This window comes from Blastococcus litoris (genome assembly GCF_003075095.1).
GTDB lineage: Bacteria > Actinomycetota > Actinomycetes > Mycobacteriales > Geodermatophilaceae > Blastococcus_B > Blastococcus_B litoris.
This window is the reverse complement of the sequence record NZ_QCZF01000006.1, coordinates 261,446-279,871: the sequence shown is the minus strand read 5'-3', so window position 1 is coordinate 279,871 and position 18,426 is coordinate 261,446. Positions and strand designations below refer to the sequence as shown.

Here is an 18,426-nt window from a genome sequence, read left to right as displayed (position 1 = left end):
ACGGGAGAACTGCCCCGTCGGACGACCCGCTACCCCCGGAGGTCGGGCGGGGAGTCGTCGGCCCGCTTGGCACGCTCCTCGCGCAGCGCCTGGAAGACCCGCTTCCGGACGCGGTCCTGGTCCCGCTCCTGGATGCCGGCGAACCGGATGGACATGACCCAGCGCGCGCCGCGGGCCTGCGTGCGCACGACCTCGGCCTTCGTCTTCGTGACGCCCTCCTCGAGCTCGATGACCAGGTCCAGCTTGGCCCCCGCCTCCGGCGGCGCGCCGAGCCCCTCGAACTCGGCCCGCACGCCCGCCTCGCTCAGGTCCACGGTCGTGCCCTTGAGCTCGATGGCCCCGTAGCCGGCGAGGATCGGCACGACCACCCGGCCGCGCACCGCCTTGCGCCGCTGGCTGATCTCGGCGGGGCCGGTCGTGCGCATGCGCCAGCGCACGACGGTGCCGGTCTCCACGTCGGTGATCTCCGCCGGCATGGCCCGCTGGGACTCCTCGGTCTTCCAGAAGACCTCGACGACGTCGCCGACCTTGACGACCACCTGCTCCACGAACTCGCCGACCGACGGCCGCACCGAGATGAACTCGTTCTGGACGACCTCGACCCGCGAGCTGACCGACACCCCGCGGCCGGAGAGCGTGATCTCGGCTTCCGTCTGCTCCTCCGGGTGGTCCACTCCGGGAACGCTGGTCATGGGTCCTCTCCGATCGGTTCCGCGGCACGGGCCGGTTCGACCCGCTCAGGCACGCCGCGGGGGGACCGTAGCCCGCGCGTTCCGCGGCGGGCACGCCGCCCGCCCCGACGCGCCGCTGGACGCAACCATCCCACCGCCCCGCCCCGCCCTGGCGGTGGCGGGCCGGACCCGTCACACTGCCCGATCGTGGAGTTCCGGACGACGGTCGAGCTGGGCGGGAGGACGGCGACCGGCCTGGAGGTGCCCGCCGAGGTCGTGGACGCCCTGGGCGCGGGGCGGAAGCCGCCGGTGGTGGTGCGCATCGGCGGGCACAGCTACCGCAGCACCGTCGCCGTCATGGGCGGGCGGTACCTGCTGCCGCTGAGCGCGGAGAACCGGACCGCGGCCGGGGTGTCCGCCGGCGACGAGGTGGACGTCGACGTGCAGCTGGACACCGCGCCCCGCGAGGTCACCGTCCCCGAGGACCTGGCGGCGGCGCTCGAGGGGGACGCGGCGGCGCGGGCAGCGTTCGACGCGCTGTCCTACAGCCACCGCCGGCGGCACGTGCTCGCCATCGAGGACGCGAAGACGCCGGAGACGCGGCAGCGGCGCGTGACCAAGGCGCTGGAGATGCTGCGCGCGGGCGTCGGCTAGGACGGGACGGGCAGCTCGCGCGGCGGTGCCCCGACCGCGTTGCGGGTGATCTTGGCCCGGTACAGCTGCTGGTCGGCCCGGCACATGAGCTCCAGCGGGTAGGCCGCGTCGCCGGAGGTGGAGGCGACGCCCAGGGAGAGGCTGACCTCGTCCGGGCCGAAGCCGGCCGGGACAAGCAGCGCCGCCTCGGCGCGCAGCCGCTCGGCGAGCTCGACCGCGCGGTCGAGGTCCGCGCCGGGCAGGAGCACGGCGAACTCGTCGCCGCCGAGCCGGGCCACGAGGTCCCCGCCCCGCACCCGATCGGTGAGCAGACCGGCCACCCGGCGCAGCGCCTCGTCGCCACCGGGGAGCCCGTGGCGGTCGTTGATGGTCGTGAAGCGGTCGATGGCGAGCAGGACGACACCGACGTCCTCGCCGCGCTGACGGGCCACGGCGCAGACGCCGGCCAGCTCGGCGTCCCACCGGCGGCGGTTGGCCAGGCCGGTGAGCGGGTCCTCGTGGCTGAGCCGCTCCAGCTGGGCGAGCAGCACACCGGTCCGCTGACGCTCCCGCTCGAGCCGCCCGCGGGCCATCGCCTCGCGGGCGACGAGACCGTACCGGTGGACGTGTGCGACGACCGCGACCACGGTCGCGGTGGCGAGGTGGAAGGCGCCGATGGCCAGGGCGTCGACCGGCATGGGTGTGGGATCGAGGACGACGACCGCTCCGAGACCAGCCCACGTCCCCACGGCGAGGCCCACGGTCCACCGCGGGCGGGCCGCCAGCAGGCAACCGGTGGCGAAGAGGGGGATCGACAGCCCGAGCACGTAGGCCTCGACGGCCTGGACCTGCGGGATCATCCACACGATGGCCGTCTGGACCACGACGAGGACGCCGATGGCGAGGGCGTCCGGTCGGCGGCGGCCGAGGGGGCGGCGCCACAGCGCCCAGCCCGCGACCAGGATCGGCAGGAGGGCGCTGAGCCGGACCACCAGGAACGCCGGGGCGAGGTGTGGTTCGAGGAGCAGGTCGAACCCCGACCCCGCGGGGAGGAGCACGACCGCGGCGGCGGCGATGACCAGCCCCGAGGTGCGGGCCCCCTCCCGCATCGCCGCCGGCACCGGCTCGCGGTCCACGGCCGCGGGGCCGGGGGACGCGCTCGGCGCGGTCAGCTGCATGTGCCCCCATCGGCACGGCCGGCCGGGCCCCTGAGCCGTTCCCGGTGCGCGGTGATCGGGTCCGCCCCCTCCGGGTGATGCGCGCCTGCTCAGCGGTCCCGGCGCGCGGTGAAACTGCTGACGAAGTCCCGCAGGCTGCGGGTGGGCCGCAGCCAGGCGCCGTCCGGCGGCAGCGCGTCCAGGCGCACGCGGTCCAGCGGCTCGACGAACGCCCCGGGGACGTCCTCGATGTCGATGAACTCCAGCAGCTCCGAGCTGATCGCGTAGCCCGCGACCTCGCTGAAGGCGACCACGACGACGTGCGTGCCCTCGCGGACCAGCTGCTCCAGCGGCTCGGCGAAGTTCCGCCCGTCCCCCGAGAACACCACCAGGCGCCGCAGCCGGTGGCTGTGCGCGCGGACGGCGATGTGGTCGAGCATGTCCTGGTCGATGTCGTCGTCCGGCTGCGACTTCGGCCGCGCGAAGACGGAGTAACCGAAGCCGCGCAGGGCCTCCACCCACCGCTGCAGGGTGCCCGGCTGCGGCGGGATGTTGGCGAAGACGCACGCCTCGACCTCGGGCGCGCCCGGTGCCGAGGGATCCCCCGCCCCCTCGACGAACCAGGCGGCGATCGCGTCGAACCGCGGCCGGGACGCCGCCGTGGGGCGCGCCCCGATCACCGTCGACAGCGTCATGTCGATGTTGGGGGCGTCCCAGATGAGCAGGTCGAGCGCCGGCTGGGGGCGGCCCTCGGCCGGCGCGGCGGCCGGCAGCGGGGCGCCGCCGGTCGCGGTCTCCTCGTCGGTGAGGGTCGCGAGTTCGGCGTCGAAGCTGTCGGGCACGGGAGCAGTCTGCCGCGCCGGGCGGGTCCGGGTGCGCTCCGGGGCCGGTGGACGCACCTCCACCGGTCGCGGCGGTCCCGCCGGTGCGGTCGCCCGGCGGCCGGTCCGGCGGCCGATCACCCGGCCTGCGGCACCGCGTCGCCGGCGACCGCCAGCGCGCAGAGGTCGCCGCCCGCTGCCTGTACCGACCGCACGAACCGGGGGACCTCCTCGGCCGGCATGGCCTGGCCGAGCAGCCAGCCCTGCGCGAGGTCGCAGCCGGCGGCGCGGACCATCCGCAGGTGCTCGGGCGTCTCGATCCCCTCCGCCACCGACTTGATGCCGAGCGTCCGGGTGAGCTCGACGATGGCGTGCAGGACGGCGCCGGTCTCCCCCGCGACGGCACGCTCGGCCGCGTTGAGCAGCGACCGATCGATCTTGAGCGTGCCGATGGGCAGCGCGAACAGCTGCGCCAGCGACGACCACCCGGTGCCGAAGTCGTCGATGGCCACCCGGACGCCGAAGCTGCGCAGGACGGTGAGCTGGTCCTCGGCGCGGGTCGGGTCCTCGGCGACGCTGGTCTCGGTGAGCTCCAGCACGAGCTGGTCGGGCGGCAGCCCGGAGTCCCGCAGGGCTGTCCGCACGTCGCGCACCAGCGTCTCGGCGGAGAAGTGGCGGGCGCTCACGTTGACCGACATCCGCAGCGGCAGACCCTGCGCCGCCCACTCGGCGGCCTTGCGCGTGGTCTCCCGCAGCAGCCACCGGGTGATGGGGATGACCTGGCCGGTCTCCTCGGCGACGGACAGGAAGCTGTCCGGCGGCAGGAGGCCGCGCTCCGGGTGCTGCCAGCGCACCAGCGCCTCGACGCCGTCCACCTCGCCGGTGTCGAGGCGGACCACCGGCTGGTAGTGCACGACGAGCTGGTCGATCGCGTCGCCGCGCAGGCGGGTGGCCACCTCGAGCCGCCAGCGCGCGGCCTCCCGCAGGCCCGGGGAGAACAGGTGCACCCGGTCGCGGCCGGAGCTCTTCGCGGCGAACATCGCGGCGTCGGCGTCGCTGAGCAGCTGGTGCGGGTCGCGGACGTCGGACCGCGACACGGCGACGCCGATGCTGGCCGACAGGGGCACCGAGATGCCGGAGGCCGTGAAGGGCAGGGCGAACGTCGTCTGCAGCCGGAACGCGAGCGCGGCCGCCTCGGCCTGGTCGCACTCCCGGGCCAGGACGACGAACTGGTCGCCGCCCAACCGCCCGACGGCGTCCCCGGGCCGGACCTGCTCGGCCAGCCGCTCGCCCACCTGCCGCAGCAGCCGGTCGCCGAGCTGGTGGCCGAGGGAGTCGTTGACGGTCTTGAAGCCGTCGAGGTCGAGCACGAGCAGCGCGGTGCCCGGCGCACCGGGGGCCCCGCCGGTCAGCGCGTCGGCGATCATGTCGAGCAGGGTGGCCCGGTTCGGCAGGCCGGTCAGCTCGTCGTGGCCCGCGCGCCAGGCCATGGCCTGCTCGCCGCGCACCCGCTCCGTGACGTCGGTGTGGGTGACCACCACCCGCCGGGAGAACGGGACCCGGGCCGCCTGCAGGTGGAACCAGGTCGCGAAGGACCCGAGCTGCGTCGAGTACTCGTACTCGAAGGAGCCGGGCACGCCGTCGGGCTCCTCGGCCTGCAGGCGGATGACGCCCGCGGCGATCGCCGCGTGGTGCGTCGGCAGCAGCCCGCGCGACATGCACTCCAGGTAGACGTCCCCCACGCCGCCCGGCTCGACGCCACCGCTGCGCAGCAGCTCCCCGTCCGCCTCCCACGCGCGGTTGACCACGAGGATGCGGCCGTCGTCCCCGACGAGCACCGTGGCCGAGGGCAGCGCCTCGAGGACCGCGGTCAGCTCGCGCAGCTCCGTGTCGCGCCGCAGGTCGGTCCGGTACCGGTCGTCGACGTCCCGGAGGAAGACGGCGACGCCGTCGGGATAAGGGAAGGCGCGGATCTCGAACCAGTGGTCGCGCGGTTCGTAGAAGTACTCGAACTGGCGCGGCTGCCCGTCCCCCAGGATCTCGCGGAGCTGGTCCTCGACGAGGGTCCCCTTGGCTGCGGGGAAGACGTCGAGCAGCCGGCGGCCGATGAGCTCGGCGGCGCTCAGCTGGAACAGGGACTCGGCCGCGGCGTTGAGGTAGGTCACGCGGCCCTCGGGGTCGAGGCGGTACACCGCGTCGGGGACGCCGGCCAGCACATCGGGTTGCCCCCTGCGGGGCTCACCGTCCTGTGCCTGCACGTTCCCCCCGCTCTGTCCCCAGAAGTCGATCCGCCCAGGGCGGAGATCACGGCACGGCACCGTCCGACGACGTCGCCGGGCCGGGTGAATGACAACGAGAGTAGTCATTCCGAGCGGCGATCAGACAGGGGCGATCGCGGCTCTCTCGACGATCGCGCCGACGGCCGCCGACGCCGGGAGCATGCCCAGCGCCCCTCCTCCGGAAAGGCCCAGGCGAGAGGCGCAGAAGGCGTCCGCGACGGCCGCCGGCGCAAAGCGCAGGAGCAACGAGCCCTGGAGGCACAGCGCCAGGAGACCGGCGATCCGGCGCGCCCGGAAGGGCAGCTGGTCGGGGTCGCCGAGCTCGGCGTGCAAGCGCTTCACCGCGTCGTCGAACCGGCTGTCGGCCCCGCGGGCCAGCTCGATCTCGGCGCTGACCGCGGCGAGCGTGTCGGACGAGCGCCCCATCGCGCGCAGCACGTCCAGGGCGATCACGTTGCCCGACCCCTCCCAGATGGAGTTCAGCGGCGACTGCCGGTAGAGCCGGGGCAGGCCGGAGTCCTCCACGTAGCCGTTGCCGCCGAGCACCTCCATCGCCTCGGCGACCACGCCCGGCGTGCGCTTGCAGACCCAGAACTTCGCAGCGGCGCCGGCCAGCCGGAGGAAGGCCTGCTCACCCGCGTCCACGGCGGCCGCCAGCCGGACGGCCAGCGCCGTGGCCGCCTCGCTCTCGACCGCAAGGTCGGCCAGCACGTTCTGCATGAGCGGCTGGTCGGCCAGGAGCGCGCCGAAGGCCCGGCGGTGCCGGGCGTGGTGCACCGCCTGGGTGAGCGCGGCCCGCACCGTCGCGGCCGACCCGAGGACGCAGTCCAGGCGGGTCATGTTGACCATCTCGATGATCGCGGGGACCCCCCGGCCCGGCTCGCCGACCAGCCAGGCCGCCGTCCCCTCGAACTCCACCTCGCTCGAGGCGTTGGACCGGTCGCCGAGCTTGTCCTTGAGACGTTGCACGTGGAACACGTTGCGGCTGCCGTCGGGGAGCACGCGCGGGACGACGAAGCAGGAGACCCCCTCGTCGAGCTGGGCGAGCACGAGGAACAGGTCGCTCATCGGCGCCGAGGTGAACCACTTGTGGCCGGTCAGCCGGTAGGACCCGTCGGGCTGGCCGACCGCGCGCGTGGTGTTCGCGCGGACGTCCGAACCGCCCTGCTTCTCGGTCATGCCCATGCCGGCGACGAGGCCGCGCTTGCCCGTCGGCTCGGCCAGGCCGAACTGGTAGGCGCGCGCGGTGAGACCGGGCTCGTACCGCGCGGCCAGCTCGGGCGTGCGCCGCAGTGCGGGGACGACGGCGTAGGTCATGGTCACCGGGCAGCCGTGGCCCATCTCGTTCTGCGTCCACCCGAAGTACCCGACGGCGCGGCGGACGTGGGCGTGCGGCGACGCGTCCACCCACGGCGCCCCGGCCAGCCCGTTCTCCACGGCGGTGCGCATGAGCTCGTGCCAGGAGGGGTGGAACTCCACCTCGTCGACGCGGTGGCCGTACCGGTCGTGGGTCCGCAGCCGCGGGGGGTTCTCGTTGGCCAGCCGCCCCCACTCCTGGGCCTGCTCGCTGCCGGCGAGCCGGCCCAGCGCTGCCAGCGAGTCGAGCGTCGCGGCGTCCGCGTGCCGCATGCAGGCCTCGGCGAGTACCGCGTCACCGGCGATCGGGTCGTGACCGACCAGGGGCGGGACCTGGTTGGTGACCTCGTGCGTCGCGCTCATGAGCCGCACCGTACGTGGCGGCGAGCACGCCCGGGCAGTGCCCGGCCAGGACGGGTCAGGCGGTCCCCCGGAGCCGCTCGGCGATGGACTCCACCGCCTCGACGCGGCCGGTCAGGACGTCGGTCACCAGCCCGACCGCCTGGGCGTCGGTGAGCGTGCAGGGTCGCCCGCGCCGCGCCAGGTACACCGCCGTGGCCGCCCAGGCGAAGGGCCGGTTGCCGCGCACGAGCGGTGCGGTCGTGGCGAGGGAGTGGAGCAGCGCGGCCGCCTGCTCCTCGACGCTCGGGTAGACGTCGCGACCGAGCGCCCGGGCCTCCACGCGGGCGAGGGCGGCGCTGAGCAGGCCCAGGTCGCGCACCCGCATGTCGGGTCCGACGCTGCGCCGCGCGACCTCGAGGAGGTCCTCGACGCTCAGTCCTGCCATCGGGCCAGCTGCTCGACGGCCCCGGAGAACCGGGACAGCTCCTCGTCGATGACCACGCCGATCGGGATCTCCGGCTCGTGGGCCCGCAGGTACGCCTCCACCGCACGCCGGGCCACGTCCTGCATCGAGGCCCCCTCGGTCAGCGCACGACGGCGCAGGGCGTCGCTCTGCGCCGCGCTCAACCGGAGCGTCATCGCCATGCCGTCTCCACCCCGTCGGCGGTTCCCAGCCTGTCAGCGGCCAGGTATCAGAGTGATACCAGATTCGGTAACGGCCTTGTTTCGATCACTCTCCGCAATCCCTCGGTCGGGCGATCGTCTGTGACACGCCGCACGAATCCGGATCGTGCACGACCTGGTGGTCACGAGACGGACTCGTTCATAACGTCCGCGCCATGACGGGGACCACTGCGATCAGGAACGGCCGTGCGCCGTCGCCTGCGCGATGGTCGTGGCTCCGCCGCACAGCGGCAGCCTGCTTCCTGGGGGCCGGCGCGTACGCCTGCATCGCCGTCGCGACCGACACCGCGGCACACGCCGAGGAGCCGGCACCGGCGGCGGCCGACTCCGCCCCGGAGCAGAGCTCGGAGGCGCCCTCGGGGGTCACCGTCACGCAGACGTCGACGTCCGGCTCCAACTCCGCCAACTCGTCGAGCACGGTCACCGCGACGTCGTCCACCTCGCAGACGAACACGTCGCAGACGTCCACCACCGCACCGTCGCCGACCCCGACCCCTGCTCCGGCCACCACCGCGACCGGTGCCGGGACGACCGCGGACAGCGCTGAGGCGAAGGCCACCTCCTCGACCAGCGCCGGCTCGAGCACGAGCACCAGCTCCACCACGAGCACGAGCACGAGCACGACGACGGTGAGGACGACGTCCGACGACGGGACCGTCACCCGGACGACCACCGTCACCGAGGGCTCCACCCAGGCGACGTGCACGACGACGTCCTCCGCGGAGCGCGACGAGGACGCCAAGCCGGTGTGCACCACCACGACCACGACGGTCGCACCGGCCCCGCCGGCCGCGGCGCCGGTGGTCGTGGCTCCCACCGTCTGCTCGAGCCCCGCGATCGTCTCCTCGGGGACCGCCCCCGTCGCGACCGCGGCAGCCACCGCGACGTCCGCCTCCGACGACACCGCCACCGCCCGTTCCGACGCCCCGGCGACGGCACCCACCTCGCCCGCGCCGTCGGCCGGCCCCGTGGCCGAGCAGGTCGTCACCCTGCTCGGCGGGGCCCCCGCCGACGAGCCGGCCGCCCCCGTGCTCCCCGTCACCCCCGGCCCCGCCACCGCGATCGGTGGCGCCGGCTGCGGGACGCAGGGGGCCGGCAGCGGCACGCAGACGGGTGCTCCCGGCTCCGCGACGGCCGTCCTCGGCTCGTTCTTCTCCCTCTCCCTGGCATCGCAGGACGCCGGCCTCACCGCGCCGGCCACGGGGTCGCCCACCACCACGGCGACCGACCCCGGCACGCGCCCGGACTGACGCGGCCGCTCGAGCGCCTGCGCCTGTCCTCAGGTGTGCCACGGGGGGCACATCACCGACCACGTGCAGCCGCCCCGATCCACCAGCAGTTCCGCACATCCGCGCGCCCCATCCATGGCCCTGGTGCGCGCATCCCACCCACAGATCACGATCCGACAAGGACGAACTCAGATGAATCGAACTGTGCGCAACGGCCTGGCCGTCGCCGGTATGGCCGGGGGGATCTTCTTCCTCGGTCAGGCGGTGGCCAGCGCTGACGGCGGCGAAGTCGCCCAGGACAACAGCAACGGCACCAGCCAGACCGCCGGTGCCGAGTCCGGTCACGACGACGCCGCCGCCGGCAACGTCAACGGCACCCTGCAGGGGAACGTCGCCGACACCTCGACCACGATCGTCAACAAGCCCGACCAGTCCACGGGCTACGTCGACAACAGCGTCGAGGTCATCCTCCCCTCGGCCCCGGCCGTGGTGAAGATCGAGGACGTCAGCATCAACCAGTCCGGCACCACCGGCTCGAACCACGCCAACCAGACGGTGTCCGACCTGCCCGACCAGAACGTCAGCCAGTCCAACAGCAACGAGACCAAGCAGGTCGCCGAGGCCGAGGGCGACGAGGGCTGGCACCCGGGCAACAACGGCCCGAACAAGTTCAGCGGCGGTGGCGGCGGTGACGACGCCGAGGCCGGCAACATCAACCTCACCGGTCAGCTCAACCTGCTCGACGGCAGCACCACGATCATCAACGCCCCCGACCAGACCACCGGCTCGGTCAACAACAGCGTGGTGATCGACTTCTCGAACGCCGCCTTCTACTGCGGCAACGAGCTCTACTCGCTGACCTCCGAGCAGAGCAACAAGTGCGAGTACCTCATCAAGATCGAGGGCCTCGAGATCAACCAGTCCGGCACCACTGGTTCCAACTACGCGAACCAGACGATCGGCGGTGGCGACAACAACTACGGCCACCCGCACGCCGACCACCACAAGCCGGGCCACGAGGCCGACTGCCCCGAGCACGCCAAGCCGGCTGTGGCGCCCATGCCGCACAAGGCCGCTCCGGTCGCTCACCGGGCAGCTCCGATGAACACCTACGCCCAGCCCAAGGGCGAGCTGGCCTACACCGGCGCTGAGACCACCGCTCCCCTCGCCCTGGGCCTGATCGCCCTCGGCGCCGGTGGCGCTCTCACGCTGGCCGGCCGCCGCCGCAGCACCACCGCGGCGGTCTGATCCACCGGCCGGCCGCCCGGCTGCAACCGGGCGGCCGGCCCGCTCCTCCAGCACGCACCGCGGTGCCGACCGCACCGCTCGCTCATCACCCACTGATCAGCGCGTCACTTCCTACCCAATCGTGGCGCGCACACTCGCAAAGGACACGCACGATGAATCGAACTGTGCGCAACGGCCTGGCCGTCGCCGGTATGGCCGGGGGGATCTTCTTCCTCGGTCAGGCGGTGGCCAGCGCTGACGGCGGCGAAGTCGCCCAGGACAACAGCAACGGCACCAGCCAGACCGCCGGTGCCGAGTCCGGTCACGACGACGCCGCCGCCGGCAACGGCAACGGCACCCTGCAGGTCAACGCGGCCGACACCTCGACCACGATCGTCAACAAGCCCGACCAGTCCACGGGCTCGGTCACCAACAGCGTCGAGGTCGTCCTTCCCTCGGCCCCGGCCGTGGTGAAGATCGAGGACGTCAGCATCAACCAGTCCGGCACCACCGGCTCGAACCACGCCGACCAGACGGTGTCCGACCTGCCCGACCAGCACGTCAGCCAGTCCAACAGCAACGAGACGGTGCAGGTCGCCGAGGCCGAGGGCGACGAGGGTTGGCACCCGGGCAAGCCCGGCAACAACAACGGCCCCCGGGCGCTCAACAGCAACGGTGGCGGCGGCGACGACGCCGAGGCCGGGAACGGCAACCTCACCGGTCAGCTCAACCTGCTCGACGGCAGCACCACGATCATCAACGCCCCCGACCAGACCACCGGCTCGGTCAACAACAGCGTGGTGATCGACTTCTCGAACGCTGCCTTCTACTGCGGCGGGACCATGGTCCTGAGCACCGAGCAGAGCACCAAGTGCGAGTACCTCATCAAGATCGAGGGCCTCGAGATCAACCAGTCCGGCACCACTGGTTCCAACTACGCGAACCAGACGATCGGCGGTGGCGACAAGGACTACGGCCACCCGCACGCCGACCACCACAAGCCGGGCTACGAGGCCGACTGCCCCGAGCACGCCAAGCCGGCTGTGGCGCCCATGCCGCACAAGGCCGCTCCGGTCGCTCACCGGGCAGCTCCGATGAACACCTACGCCCAGCCCAAGGGCGAGCTGGCCTACACCGGCGCTGAGACCACCGCTCCCCTCGCCCTGGGCCTGATCGCCCTCGGCGCCGGTGGCGCTCTCACGCTGGCCGGCCGCCGCCGCAGCACCACCGCGGCGGTCTGATCCACCGGCCCGCCGCCCGGACGACCCAGGGCGGCGGGCCGGGCTCCACCTCGTTCCAGGTGGCGCCGCCTGCCGGGAAGCAGTCCCCGGCAGGCGGCGTCCACCGCCCTACCTCCGGCAGACAGGACCCGCGGTGAGCAGCGCAGTCGACGTCGAGAACCCGCCGAGCGACACCCCGTCCGCGCCGGAACCCCGCCGACCCGGTGACCTGGTCCGCACCGTCATCCGCGGCGTGGGCCAGACGCTCATCACCTTCGGGCTCGTCGCTCTGCTGTTCGTCGTCTACGAGCTCTACGTGACCGACATCCTGGCGGCTCGCGAGCAGGACCAGCTCAGCCAGCAGATCCAGGACCAGTGGGCCGACGCGCCAACCGTCGAGGCGCCCGCACCCGCCCCCTCCGCGGGTGCCCCCGCCCCTTCACCGGCCCCGGCGCCCACCCCCGAGACGATCGACGTCGGGCTGGGCGAGCCGTTCGCCGTCCTGCACATCCCTCGCCTGGGCGAGGACTTCGACCGCGTGATCGTCGAGGGCACCGCCCAGGTGCAGCTGGCGCAGGGTCCGGGCCACTACCTGGACACCGCCATGCCGGGCCAGGAGGGCAACTTCGCCGTGGCCGGCCACCGGGTCGGCCGCGGATCCCCGTTCCTCGACCTCGACACCATGCGGCCCGGCGACGCGATCGTCGTCGAGACGGAGCTGAACTGGTACGTCTACCGGGTCCTCGGCGACCCGGCGACGGGCGACTTCGGCACCGACCCGAGCGGCATCCCCGGGCAGCAGATCGTCCGGCCCTCCGACGTCGGCGTCATCGCGCCGACCCCGGGCGGCGGGACGGCCACCTCGGGCGCCTACCTGACCCTCACCACCTGCCACCCCAAGTACTCCGCCGCCCAGCGGCTGGTCATCCACGCGCGGCTGGACGGCGCCCCGGTCAGCAAGGCCTCCGCGCCGGACGGCCCGCCCGCGTTGAACGGCTGACCCGCCACCCTCGACCGACCCGACCGGAGACCGCATGTACACCTGGATCTGGCGGCACCTGCCCGGCGGCACCGCAGCCAAGGCTGCGGCCGCCCTGGTGCTGGTCCTCGCCGTCGCCGCACTGCTGCTGTTCGTCGTCTTCCCCGAGGTCGAGCCGCTGCTGCCCTTCACCAACGTCACCGTCGACCAGTGATGCCGGGCGGCCCGCTCAGGCGGGCGGGCCGCCGAGGAGGGTCCAGCGCAGCAGGTGCATCGCCCGGGTGACCGTCCGCTCCCGGACGGCGGACCGGGAACCCGGCAGACGCAGTGCCCGCAGCTCTGGGCCGGCGGGGCCCGCGACGCACAGGTGCACCGTGCCCACCGGCTTGCCTCCGGTACCGCCTCCGGGCCCGGCGACGCCCGTGATGCCGACGCCGATGTCGGCGCCGAACCGCGCCCGCGCCCCTTCCGCGAGGGCGACGGCGACCTCGGAGCTGACCGCCCCGTGCTCGGCGAGCACACCGGCCGGGACGTCGAGCAGCTGCTCCTTGGCCGCGTTCGCGTAGGCAGTGACCCCGCCGAGGACCCAGGCCGAGGAGCCGGGCTGCTCGGTCAGCCGCGCGGCCAGCAGACCGCCGGTGCAGGACTCCCCCGTCGCGACGGTCCAGCCGCGGTCGGCGAACCCGCGGGCCACCAGCTCGTCGAGCGTGGGCCCGGTGGAGAACAACGTCCCGGCGTACTCCTCGGCCAGCACCGCTTCCAGCCGGTCGTACGCCGACTGGGCCGAGGGCGGGAACCGCGTGACGATCTCCAGCTCGCCCTCGCGCAGGCAGGTGGTGACCTCGAGCCCGGCGATCTCGTCCTCGTGCTCCCGCAACGTCACCGCCAGCTGGGCCTCGAGCGTGCCCCAGAGGCGCACGGTCTCCTGGCGGAGCTCCTCGGCCCCCGTCAGCGCCGCCCGCACCGGGGCGGCCGCGACGGCGGCAGGCCACATGCCCTGGAGCTCTCCCGGCGGTCCCGGCAGGACGAGCACCGTCGGCCCGTCGCTCCCCTCCTCCGGCGGCACCACCAGGCCCGGGGCCGTCCCGACGGGCTCGAGCACGGTTGCCCCTGCGGGCACCCGGGCCTGCTTGCGCACGCCGGCCGCGGTCGCCTCGGGGTCGGCCCGCCAGCCGCGCCCCGCCATCAGCCGCTCGACGACCGCCGCGATCCGCTGCTCCAGCGCCGTGTCGACGGCGGAGGGGCGGCCCTGGACGTCGCCCACCACCTGGGCCGTCAGGTCGTCGGCCGTGGGCCCGAGCCCGCCCGAGGTGATCACCAGGCCCACGCCGGTCCCGACGAGGAAGGCCAGGGCTGCCCGCAGGTCCTCCGGCCGGTCGCCGACGACGACGACGTGGCCGACGTCCACCCCGAGCAGACGCAGCTGCTCGGCCAGCCACGGCCCGTTCCGGTCAGCGACCCGGCCGGTCAGGACCTCGGTGCCCGTGACGACGATGCCGGCGCGCGTACCCACCCGGCCGACCCTAGGGCCGGGCCGGACGGGGCGCCTCGCAGGGCGCCAGCGCGGGCGCGGATACCGTGCGGGGCAGAGCGGTCCGATCGCCCGATGCCGAGGAGGAGCCGTGACGTCGTCCGACCCCCAGCCGCCCGACGAGCCCGGCCGCAGCACGCCGCCGTCCACGCAGGAGATCCCGGTGGTGAAGCCGGCGACAGGCGCCACCGCCGTCCAGCTGCCGCCGCACCCGGGCGCGACGACGCCCGCGCCGGTGCAGCCGGTCGAGGCAGCGGCGCCGACCGGGCCGGTCGACTTCGTCCCCGGCCTGCCGGGGCTCGGCACACCCCCGCCACCCCCGCCGGTCCGGCCGGCCCCGGTGATCGAGGAGCCGGCGACCGAGGAGCCGGAGCCTCTCGCCGCCCCCTCCACCGATCCCGCCCCGGCGGCGGCGACCGGTCCCGCCCCCGCCGCCCGCTCGTGGCCCGACACGCTGGAGTCGGAGACCGCGACCGGCGACCGGCCCCGGCGGACCCGGGTCCGGGCACCGCGGGACCGCGCCACGCTGGTCGGTGCCGGCCTCGGCCTGCTCTCGCTCGTGCTGCTCGAGCTCGGCCTCACGATGGGCTCACCGGACTCCTACTGGCAGGACATCCCGCTGTGGTCGGGCTTCGCGACGCTCTGCGCCGTCCTCGGGCTCGGGGCGTTCGTCGCCTTCGTCGCCGCGCGCGAGCGTCTGCGGGCGGGGCTGCTGTGGCGGATCGCGGCCGCGGGCCTGGTCGGCCTCGCCGTCTTCTGGCTGCTGGTGGTGCTGCCCGTCGTCGCCACCGACCGCGGGTTCGTGCTCACTGCGGCGCTGGCCGCGCTGGGCGGCGCGCTCTGGGTGGGCCCGCGCGGGGACGACTGACGCCGTCAGCCCACGGCGTGGGCGCGGAGCACGAGCAGGGCGACGTCGTCGTCCAGCTCGTCCGGCAGCACGCCGAGCAGGCGGTCGCACAGCTCCTCGAGCGGCAGCGAGCCCAGCTCCGCCAGCTCCTGGCACAGCCAGGTGACGCCGTCGTCCAGGCTCACGCCGCGCCGTTCGACGAGCCCGTCGGTGTAGAGCAGGAGGGTCGAGCCGGCCGGCAGCGCGGCGGCGTGCTCGACGCGCAGCGCCTCCGGCCCCACCCCGAGCAGCAGGTTGGGCGTGCGCTCGAGCAGGGTCACCGTGCCGTCCCGCTCGACGAGCAGCGGCGCGGGGTGCCCGGCGTTGGACCAGCGCAGCAGCCGCTGGCCGCCGTCCTCGCCGTAGCGCTCCACCCGCGCCAGGACCGCGGTGGCGAGCGTGTCGACCGCGAGGTCGCCGAGAGCCCGGTCGAGCGCGGCCAGCACCCGGGCCGGTGACTCGGGCTGGCTGTGCGCCACGCCCCGCAGCACGTTGCGCACCTGGGCCATGGCCGCGGCCGCGTGGCGGTCGTGCCCCGTGACGTCGCCGATGACCAGCATGGTGCTGCCGTCGCCGACCTGGAACGCGTCGTACCAGTCGCCACCGACCTGGGCCTGCGCGGCGGCAGGCACGTACCGGACGGCGATCTCCAGGTCAGCTGTCTGCGGCGGCTCGGTCAGCAGGCTCCGCTGCAGCGCCTCGGCCATGCCCCGGACGGCCGCATGGGCCGCCCGCTCGGCCTGCCGCGTCTGGATGCGGTCGAGGACCTGGGCGCACTGGGCGGCGAACGCCTCGAGCAGCTCGACGTCCTGCCCGCTGAACTCGCGGCCCTCCGACCAGCCGACGGTGAGCGACCCGAGGGCACGCGACCCGGCCTGCAGCGGCAGCGCGATGCACGCCTCGGTACCCGTCGCGGCGAGCACGTCCGCCGCCTGCCCCGACAGCTCGGCGGCCTCGGCACGGTCGCGGACCACCACGGTGCGGCCCCGGCGCGCCGCCATCGTCGCCGGGACGGCGGCCTCCAGGGGGAGGTCGCCGTAGCGCCCCAGCCCCTCGGCGAAGCTGCCGACCCTGACGACCCGCAGCCGATCGGCGTCCTCGCGCACACCGATCCCCGCGCCGTTCGCGCCGAGCGCCTCCAGGCCGCTGCCGGTGACCGTGGCGACCAGGTCGTCGACGCTCTCGGCGGAGGCGAGGTCGAGCGCCACCCCGGCGAGCGCCGCCAGCCGGCGGGCGGTGGCCAGCTCCGCCTCCCGGGACGCGGACAGCTCCAGCCCGCGGGCGTAGAGGTCGGATTCCACCTCGAGCACGCGCCGGTGCCATTCCATGCCGTGGTTGCCCGAGCCCCCGAGCCGCTGGTCGAGCACGTAGTCGGTGATGTCCTCCGCGCGCTGGATGACGTACCGGCACACGCCCTCGCCGTCGAGCAGCGGGATGCTGATGAGGCTCCAGAAGCGCTTGTCGAACCCGCCCCGCCCGTCGGGGATGTCGTACTCCTGCAGGTCCATCGTGTCGACCAGGCCGGTGTCCCGGGCCCGCTCGAACGACGCCCGCACCTTGCCGACGCCGCCGTCGGGGTCGGTCTCGTTGGGGTTGCCGGGGAAGGCGTCGAACACGTCGCGACCGACGAGGTCGTCGAGCGTGCGACCCGTCGTCGCCAGGTAGGCCGGGTTCGCGTCGGCGATGACCAGGTCCGGGGTCATCACGAGGTAGGGCGTCGGCATCGCTCTGAACACCGCGGCGTGGTCGATGAGCAGTTCCTCGCCGGACCGCTCAGGCACGCCAGTTCCCGTCCGGGCCGCGCCCGGCGTCCCCCTCGATGTGGCGCCCGGCCGTCACCGGGCCCATCGATCCTCGCACGGGGGCGCCGAACCGGAGCGGGGCGCGCTCAGCCCCCCTTGCCGTTCCCCCGGCCGTTGCCCCCCTGGTTGCCCTTGCCGTTGCCGTTGCCGTTCCCGTTGCCGTTGCCACCGGCCTTCCCGTCGGCGCGCGGGGCGGGGACGTCCTCGGCGCCGGTCCCGGCTCCGCCGGCCGGTGCGGGGACGGCGGCTCCGGTCACGGGCCCCGGAGGCGCGACGGCAGGTGCCTCGGGAACCTCGGGCTCCGGCGAGGGACGGGGCTGCGCCCGAGGCGCGACCGCGTAGGCGACGGTCACGGTGCTGCCCTGCCGGACCGCGCCGGCGGGCGTGAGCGCCGTGACCAGCCCGGGCGCCTGGTCGCTGGTCTCCTCGGCGACCCGCTCGACGGTCAGCCCGAGCTGGCCGAGCGCGGCCTCCACCTCGTCCACCGGCCGGCCGACGTAGTCGGCGGCGGCGAGCACCACGGTGGCGGGCCCGGCCTCCGCCACGGGCGCGACCGGCTCCTGGCCCAGGAACGCGATCCCGCCCAGCGCGATGCCGGCACCGGTCAGCAGCGCGGCGAGCGGCCCGACGACGCGCCGGGCACGGCGGCGTGGCGCGGGCGCGAGCCCCAGGGCCGCGAACTGCCGGGTGCCCCCGCCCACCGGCGGCGGCGTGAGCATGCGACCGGCGCGGACGTCGGCGACCGCGGCGACGAAGGCCGCGCCGTCGGCGAACCGGGCACCGGGGTCCTTGAGCAGCGCCCGGCCGATCAGCCGCCGCACGTTCTCCGGCACGTCGTCGGGCAGCGGGTCCGGGGTGTCCCGCAGCTGCATGAGCGCGATCTGGACGGAGTTCTCCCCGTCGAACGCCCGTCGGCCGGCGAGGCACTCGTAGCCGATCAGCCCGAGCGCGTAGACGTCGCTGGCCGGGCCGGCCTTCGCGCCGGCCGCCTGCTCCGGTGAGAGGTAGTGGGCGGTGCCGACGACCTGCCCGGTCTGGGTCAGCGGGATGCTGGACGCCGACCAGGCGATGCCGAAGTCCGTGATCTTGACGACGCCGTCGGTGCCCACCAGGACGTTCCCGGGCTTCACGTCGCGGTGCACGACGCCGGCGGCGTGGGCCGCGGCGAGGGCGGAGGCGGTCTGCTGCAGCACGTCCAGCGTGCGGTCGACGGGCAGCCGCGGCTCCCGCGCCAGCAGGTCGGAGAGCGCCTCGCCCTCGACGAGCTCCATGACCAGGAACGCGAGCTGCTCGCCGGTGCCGTCGTCGGCGGGCACCTCGCCGTAGTCGTGCAGCGCGGCGATGTTGCGGTCCGCCAGGGCGGCGGTGTGCCTGGCCTCGGCCCGGAACCGGGCGACGAACGTCGGGTCGCCGGTGTACTCGCTGCGCAGCACCTTCACCGCGACCGGGCGGTCGAGCAGGCTGTCCCACGCGCGCCAGACCTGGCCCATCCCCCCGGTGGCCAGCAGCGCACGCAGCTCGTAGCGGTTCCCGAGCAGCTGCTGCCCCGGCCCCATCCCGCGCACCCCCCGTCCCTGTCCGGCACCGACCTCCGAGCCTGGCACCGCGG

At 74.6% G+C, this 18,426-nt stretch carries 18 protein-coding genes; 7 read left to right on the top strand and 11 right to left on the bottom strand.

The features are described from left to right. Positions 1-29 precede the first annotated feature (29 nt). A complete protein-coding gene (locus DCS98_RS14910) occupies positions 30-692 on the bottom strand; it encodes a PilZ domain-containing protein (protein ID WP_116452138.1) in 663 nt (220 codons plus the stop codon). Positions 693-878: 186 nt separating this feature from the next. Between DCS98_RS14910 and DCS98_RS14905 the strand changes: the two genes are divergently transcribed. After that, complete coding sequence (locus DCS98_RS14905) at positions 879-1,325, top strand: YdeI/OmpD-associated family protein (RefSeq protein WP_116452137.1); 447 nt, start codon at positions 879-881, stop codon at positions 1,323-1,325. Here DCS98_RS14905 and DCS98_RS14900 read toward each other — a convergent pair. The 7 genes from DCS98_RS14900 to DCS98_RS14870 all read right to left on the bottom strand — a co-directional run bounded on the left by DCS98_RS14900 (position 1,322) and on the right by DCS98_RS14870 (position 8,931). Next, positions 1,322-2,482: a GGDEF domain-containing protein gene (locus tag DCS98_RS14900; protein ID WP_116452136.1), complete on the bottom strand. Its 1,161-nt coding sequence runs from the start codon at positions 2,480-2,482 to the stop codon at positions 1,322-1,324. The genes DCS98_RS14905 and DCS98_RS14900 overlap by 4 nt on opposite strands. An 89-nt stretch (positions 2,483-2,571) precedes the next feature. Then, positions 2,572-3,303 (bottom strand): NYN domain-containing protein, encoded by a 732-nt coding sequence (locus tag DCS98_RS14895; protein WP_241038042.1) that lies wholly within the window; start codon positions 3,301-3,303, stop codon positions 2,572-2,574. Positions 3,304-3,419: 116 nt separating this feature from the next. Then, positions 3,420-5,540, bottom strand: coding sequence for a putative bifunctional diguanylate cyclase/phosphodiesterase (locus DCS98_RS14890; RefSeq protein WP_241038033.1), 2,121 nt, complete (start codon positions 5,538-5,540; stop codon positions 3,420-3,422). Positions 5,541-5,660: 120 nt separating this feature from the next. Then, positions 5,661-7,280, bottom strand: a complete 1,620-nt coding sequence (locus DCS98_RS14885) for an acyl-CoA dehydrogenase family protein (RefSeq protein ID WP_116452133.1) — start codon at positions 7,278-7,280, stop codon at positions 5,661-5,663. A gap of 55 nt (positions 7,281-7,335) precedes the next feature. Then, entirely contained in the window at positions 7,336-7,704 is a 369-nt protein-coding gene (locus DCS98_RS14880) for a type II toxin-antitoxin system death-on-curing family toxin (RefSeq protein ID WP_116452132.1), read from the bottom strand. Then, positions 7,692-7,904: a hypothetical protein gene (locus tag DCS98_RS14875; RefSeq protein WP_116452131.1), complete on the bottom strand. Its 213-nt coding sequence runs from the start codon at positions 7,902-7,904 to the stop codon at positions 7,692-7,694. Before DCS98_RS14875 ends, DCS98_RS14880 begins: the two co-directional genes overlap by 13 nt. A 178-nt stretch (positions 7,905-8,082) precedes the next feature. Then, the gene (locus DCS98_RS14870; protein ID WP_116452130.1) at positions 8,083-8,931 is read right to left on the bottom strand and encodes a hypothetical protein; all 849 of its coding nucleotides are present in this window, start codon (positions 8,929-8,931) and stop codon (positions 8,083-8,085) included. Between DCS98_RS14870 and DCS98_RS14865 the strand changes: the two genes are divergently transcribed. The 5 genes from DCS98_RS14865 (at position 8,912) to DCS98_RS23080 (ending at position 12,812) form a co-directional block, all read left to right on the top strand. Beyond that, complete coding sequence (locus DCS98_RS14865) at positions 8,912-9,193, top strand: hypothetical protein (protein ID WP_116452129.1); 282 nt, start codon at positions 8,912-8,914, stop codon at positions 9,191-9,193. The genes DCS98_RS14870 and DCS98_RS14865 overlap by 20 nt on opposite strands. A 171-nt stretch (positions 9,194-9,364) precedes the next feature. Further along, the gene (locus DCS98_RS14860) at positions 9,365-10,420 is read left to right on the top strand and encodes a hypothetical protein (RefSeq protein WP_164704581.1); all 1,056 of its coding nucleotides are present in this window, start codon (positions 9,365-9,367) and stop codon (positions 10,418-10,420) included. Between the two features lie 152 nt (positions 10,421-10,572). After that, a complete protein-coding gene (locus DCS98_RS14855) occupies positions 10,573-11,640 on the top strand; it encodes a hypothetical protein (RefSeq protein WP_164704580.1) in 1,068 nt (355 codons plus the stop codon). A gap of 133 nt (positions 11,641-11,773) precedes the next feature. Continuing rightward, positions 11,774-12,619, top strand: coding sequence for a class E sortase (locus tag DCS98_RS14850; RefSeq protein ID WP_241038031.1), 846 nt, complete (start codon positions 11,774-11,776; stop codon positions 12,617-12,619). Between the two features lie 34 nt (positions 12,620-12,653). After that, on the top strand, positions 12,654-12,812 hold the full coding sequence (locus DCS98_RS23080) for a hypothetical protein (protein WP_164704579.1): 159 nt from the start codon (positions 12,654-12,656) through the stop codon (positions 12,810-12,812). Positions 12,813-12,827: 15 nt separating this feature from the next. Here the strand turns inward: DCS98_RS23080 and DCS98_RS14845 are convergent, their stop codons facing one another. Then, the gene (locus DCS98_RS14845; RefSeq protein WP_116452126.1) at positions 12,828-14,111 is read right to left on the bottom strand and encodes a competence/damage-inducible protein A; all 1,284 of its coding nucleotides are present in this window, start codon (positions 14,109-14,111) and stop codon (positions 12,828-12,830) included. Between the two features lie 109 nt (positions 14,112-14,220). On the opposite strand from DCS98_RS14845, the gene DCS98_RS14840 reads away from it, so the two are divergent. Then, positions 14,221-14,997, top strand: coding sequence for a hypothetical protein (locus tag DCS98_RS14840; RefSeq protein WP_116452125.1), 777 nt, complete (start codon positions 14,221-14,223; stop codon positions 14,995-14,997). Positions 14,998-15,002: 5 nt separating this feature from the next. Here the strand turns inward: DCS98_RS14840 and DCS98_RS14835 are convergent, their stop codons facing one another. After that, positions 15,003-16,796, bottom strand: coding sequence for a SpoIIE family protein phosphatase (locus tag DCS98_RS14835; protein ID WP_116452124.1), 1,794 nt, complete (start codon positions 16,794-16,796; stop codon positions 15,003-15,005). A gap of 107 nt (positions 16,797-16,903) precedes the next feature. Further along, entirely contained in the window at positions 16,904-18,373 is a 1,470-nt protein-coding gene (locus tag DCS98_RS14830; protein WP_116452123.1) for a protein kinase domain-containing protein, read from the bottom strand. Positions 18,374-18,426 lie beyond the last annotated feature (53 nt).

Coding starts and splice junctions, on each gene's coding strand:
- DCS98_RS14910 (WP_116452138.1), bottom strand. CDS start 692: ATGACCAGCGTTCCCGGAGTGGACCACCCGGAGGAGCAGACGGAAGCC.
- DCS98_RS14900 (WP_116452136.1), bottom strand. CDS start 2,482: ATGCAGCTGACCGCGCCGAGCGCGTCCCCCGGCCCCGCGGCCGTGGAC.
- DCS98_RS14885 (WP_116452133.1), bottom strand. CDS start 7,280: ATGAGCGCGACGCACGAGGTCACCAACCAGGTCCCGCCCCTGGTCGGT.
- DCS98_RS14880 (WP_116452132.1), bottom strand. CDS start 7,704: ATGGCAGGACTGAGCGTCGAGGACCTCCTCGAGGTCGCGCGGCGCAGC.
- DCS98_RS14875 (WP_116452131.1), bottom strand. CDS start 7,904: ATGGCGATGACGCTCCGGTTGAGCGCGGCGCAGAGCGACGCCCTGCGC.
- DCS98_RS14860 (WP_164704581.1), top strand. CDS start 9,365: ATGAATCGAACTGTGCGCAACGGCCTGGCCGTCGCCGGTATGGCCGGG.
- DCS98_RS14855 (WP_164704580.1), top strand. CDS start 10,573: ATGAATCGAACTGTGCGCAACGGCCTGGCCGTCGCCGGTATGGCCGGG.
- DCS98_RS23080 (WP_164704579.1), top strand. CDS start 12,654: ATGTACACCTGGATCTGGCGGCACCTGCCCGGCGGCACCGCAGCCAAG.
- DCS98_RS14830 (WP_116452123.1), bottom strand. CDS start 18,373: ATGGGGCCGGGGCAGCAGCTGCTCGGGAACCGCTACGAGCTGCGTGCG.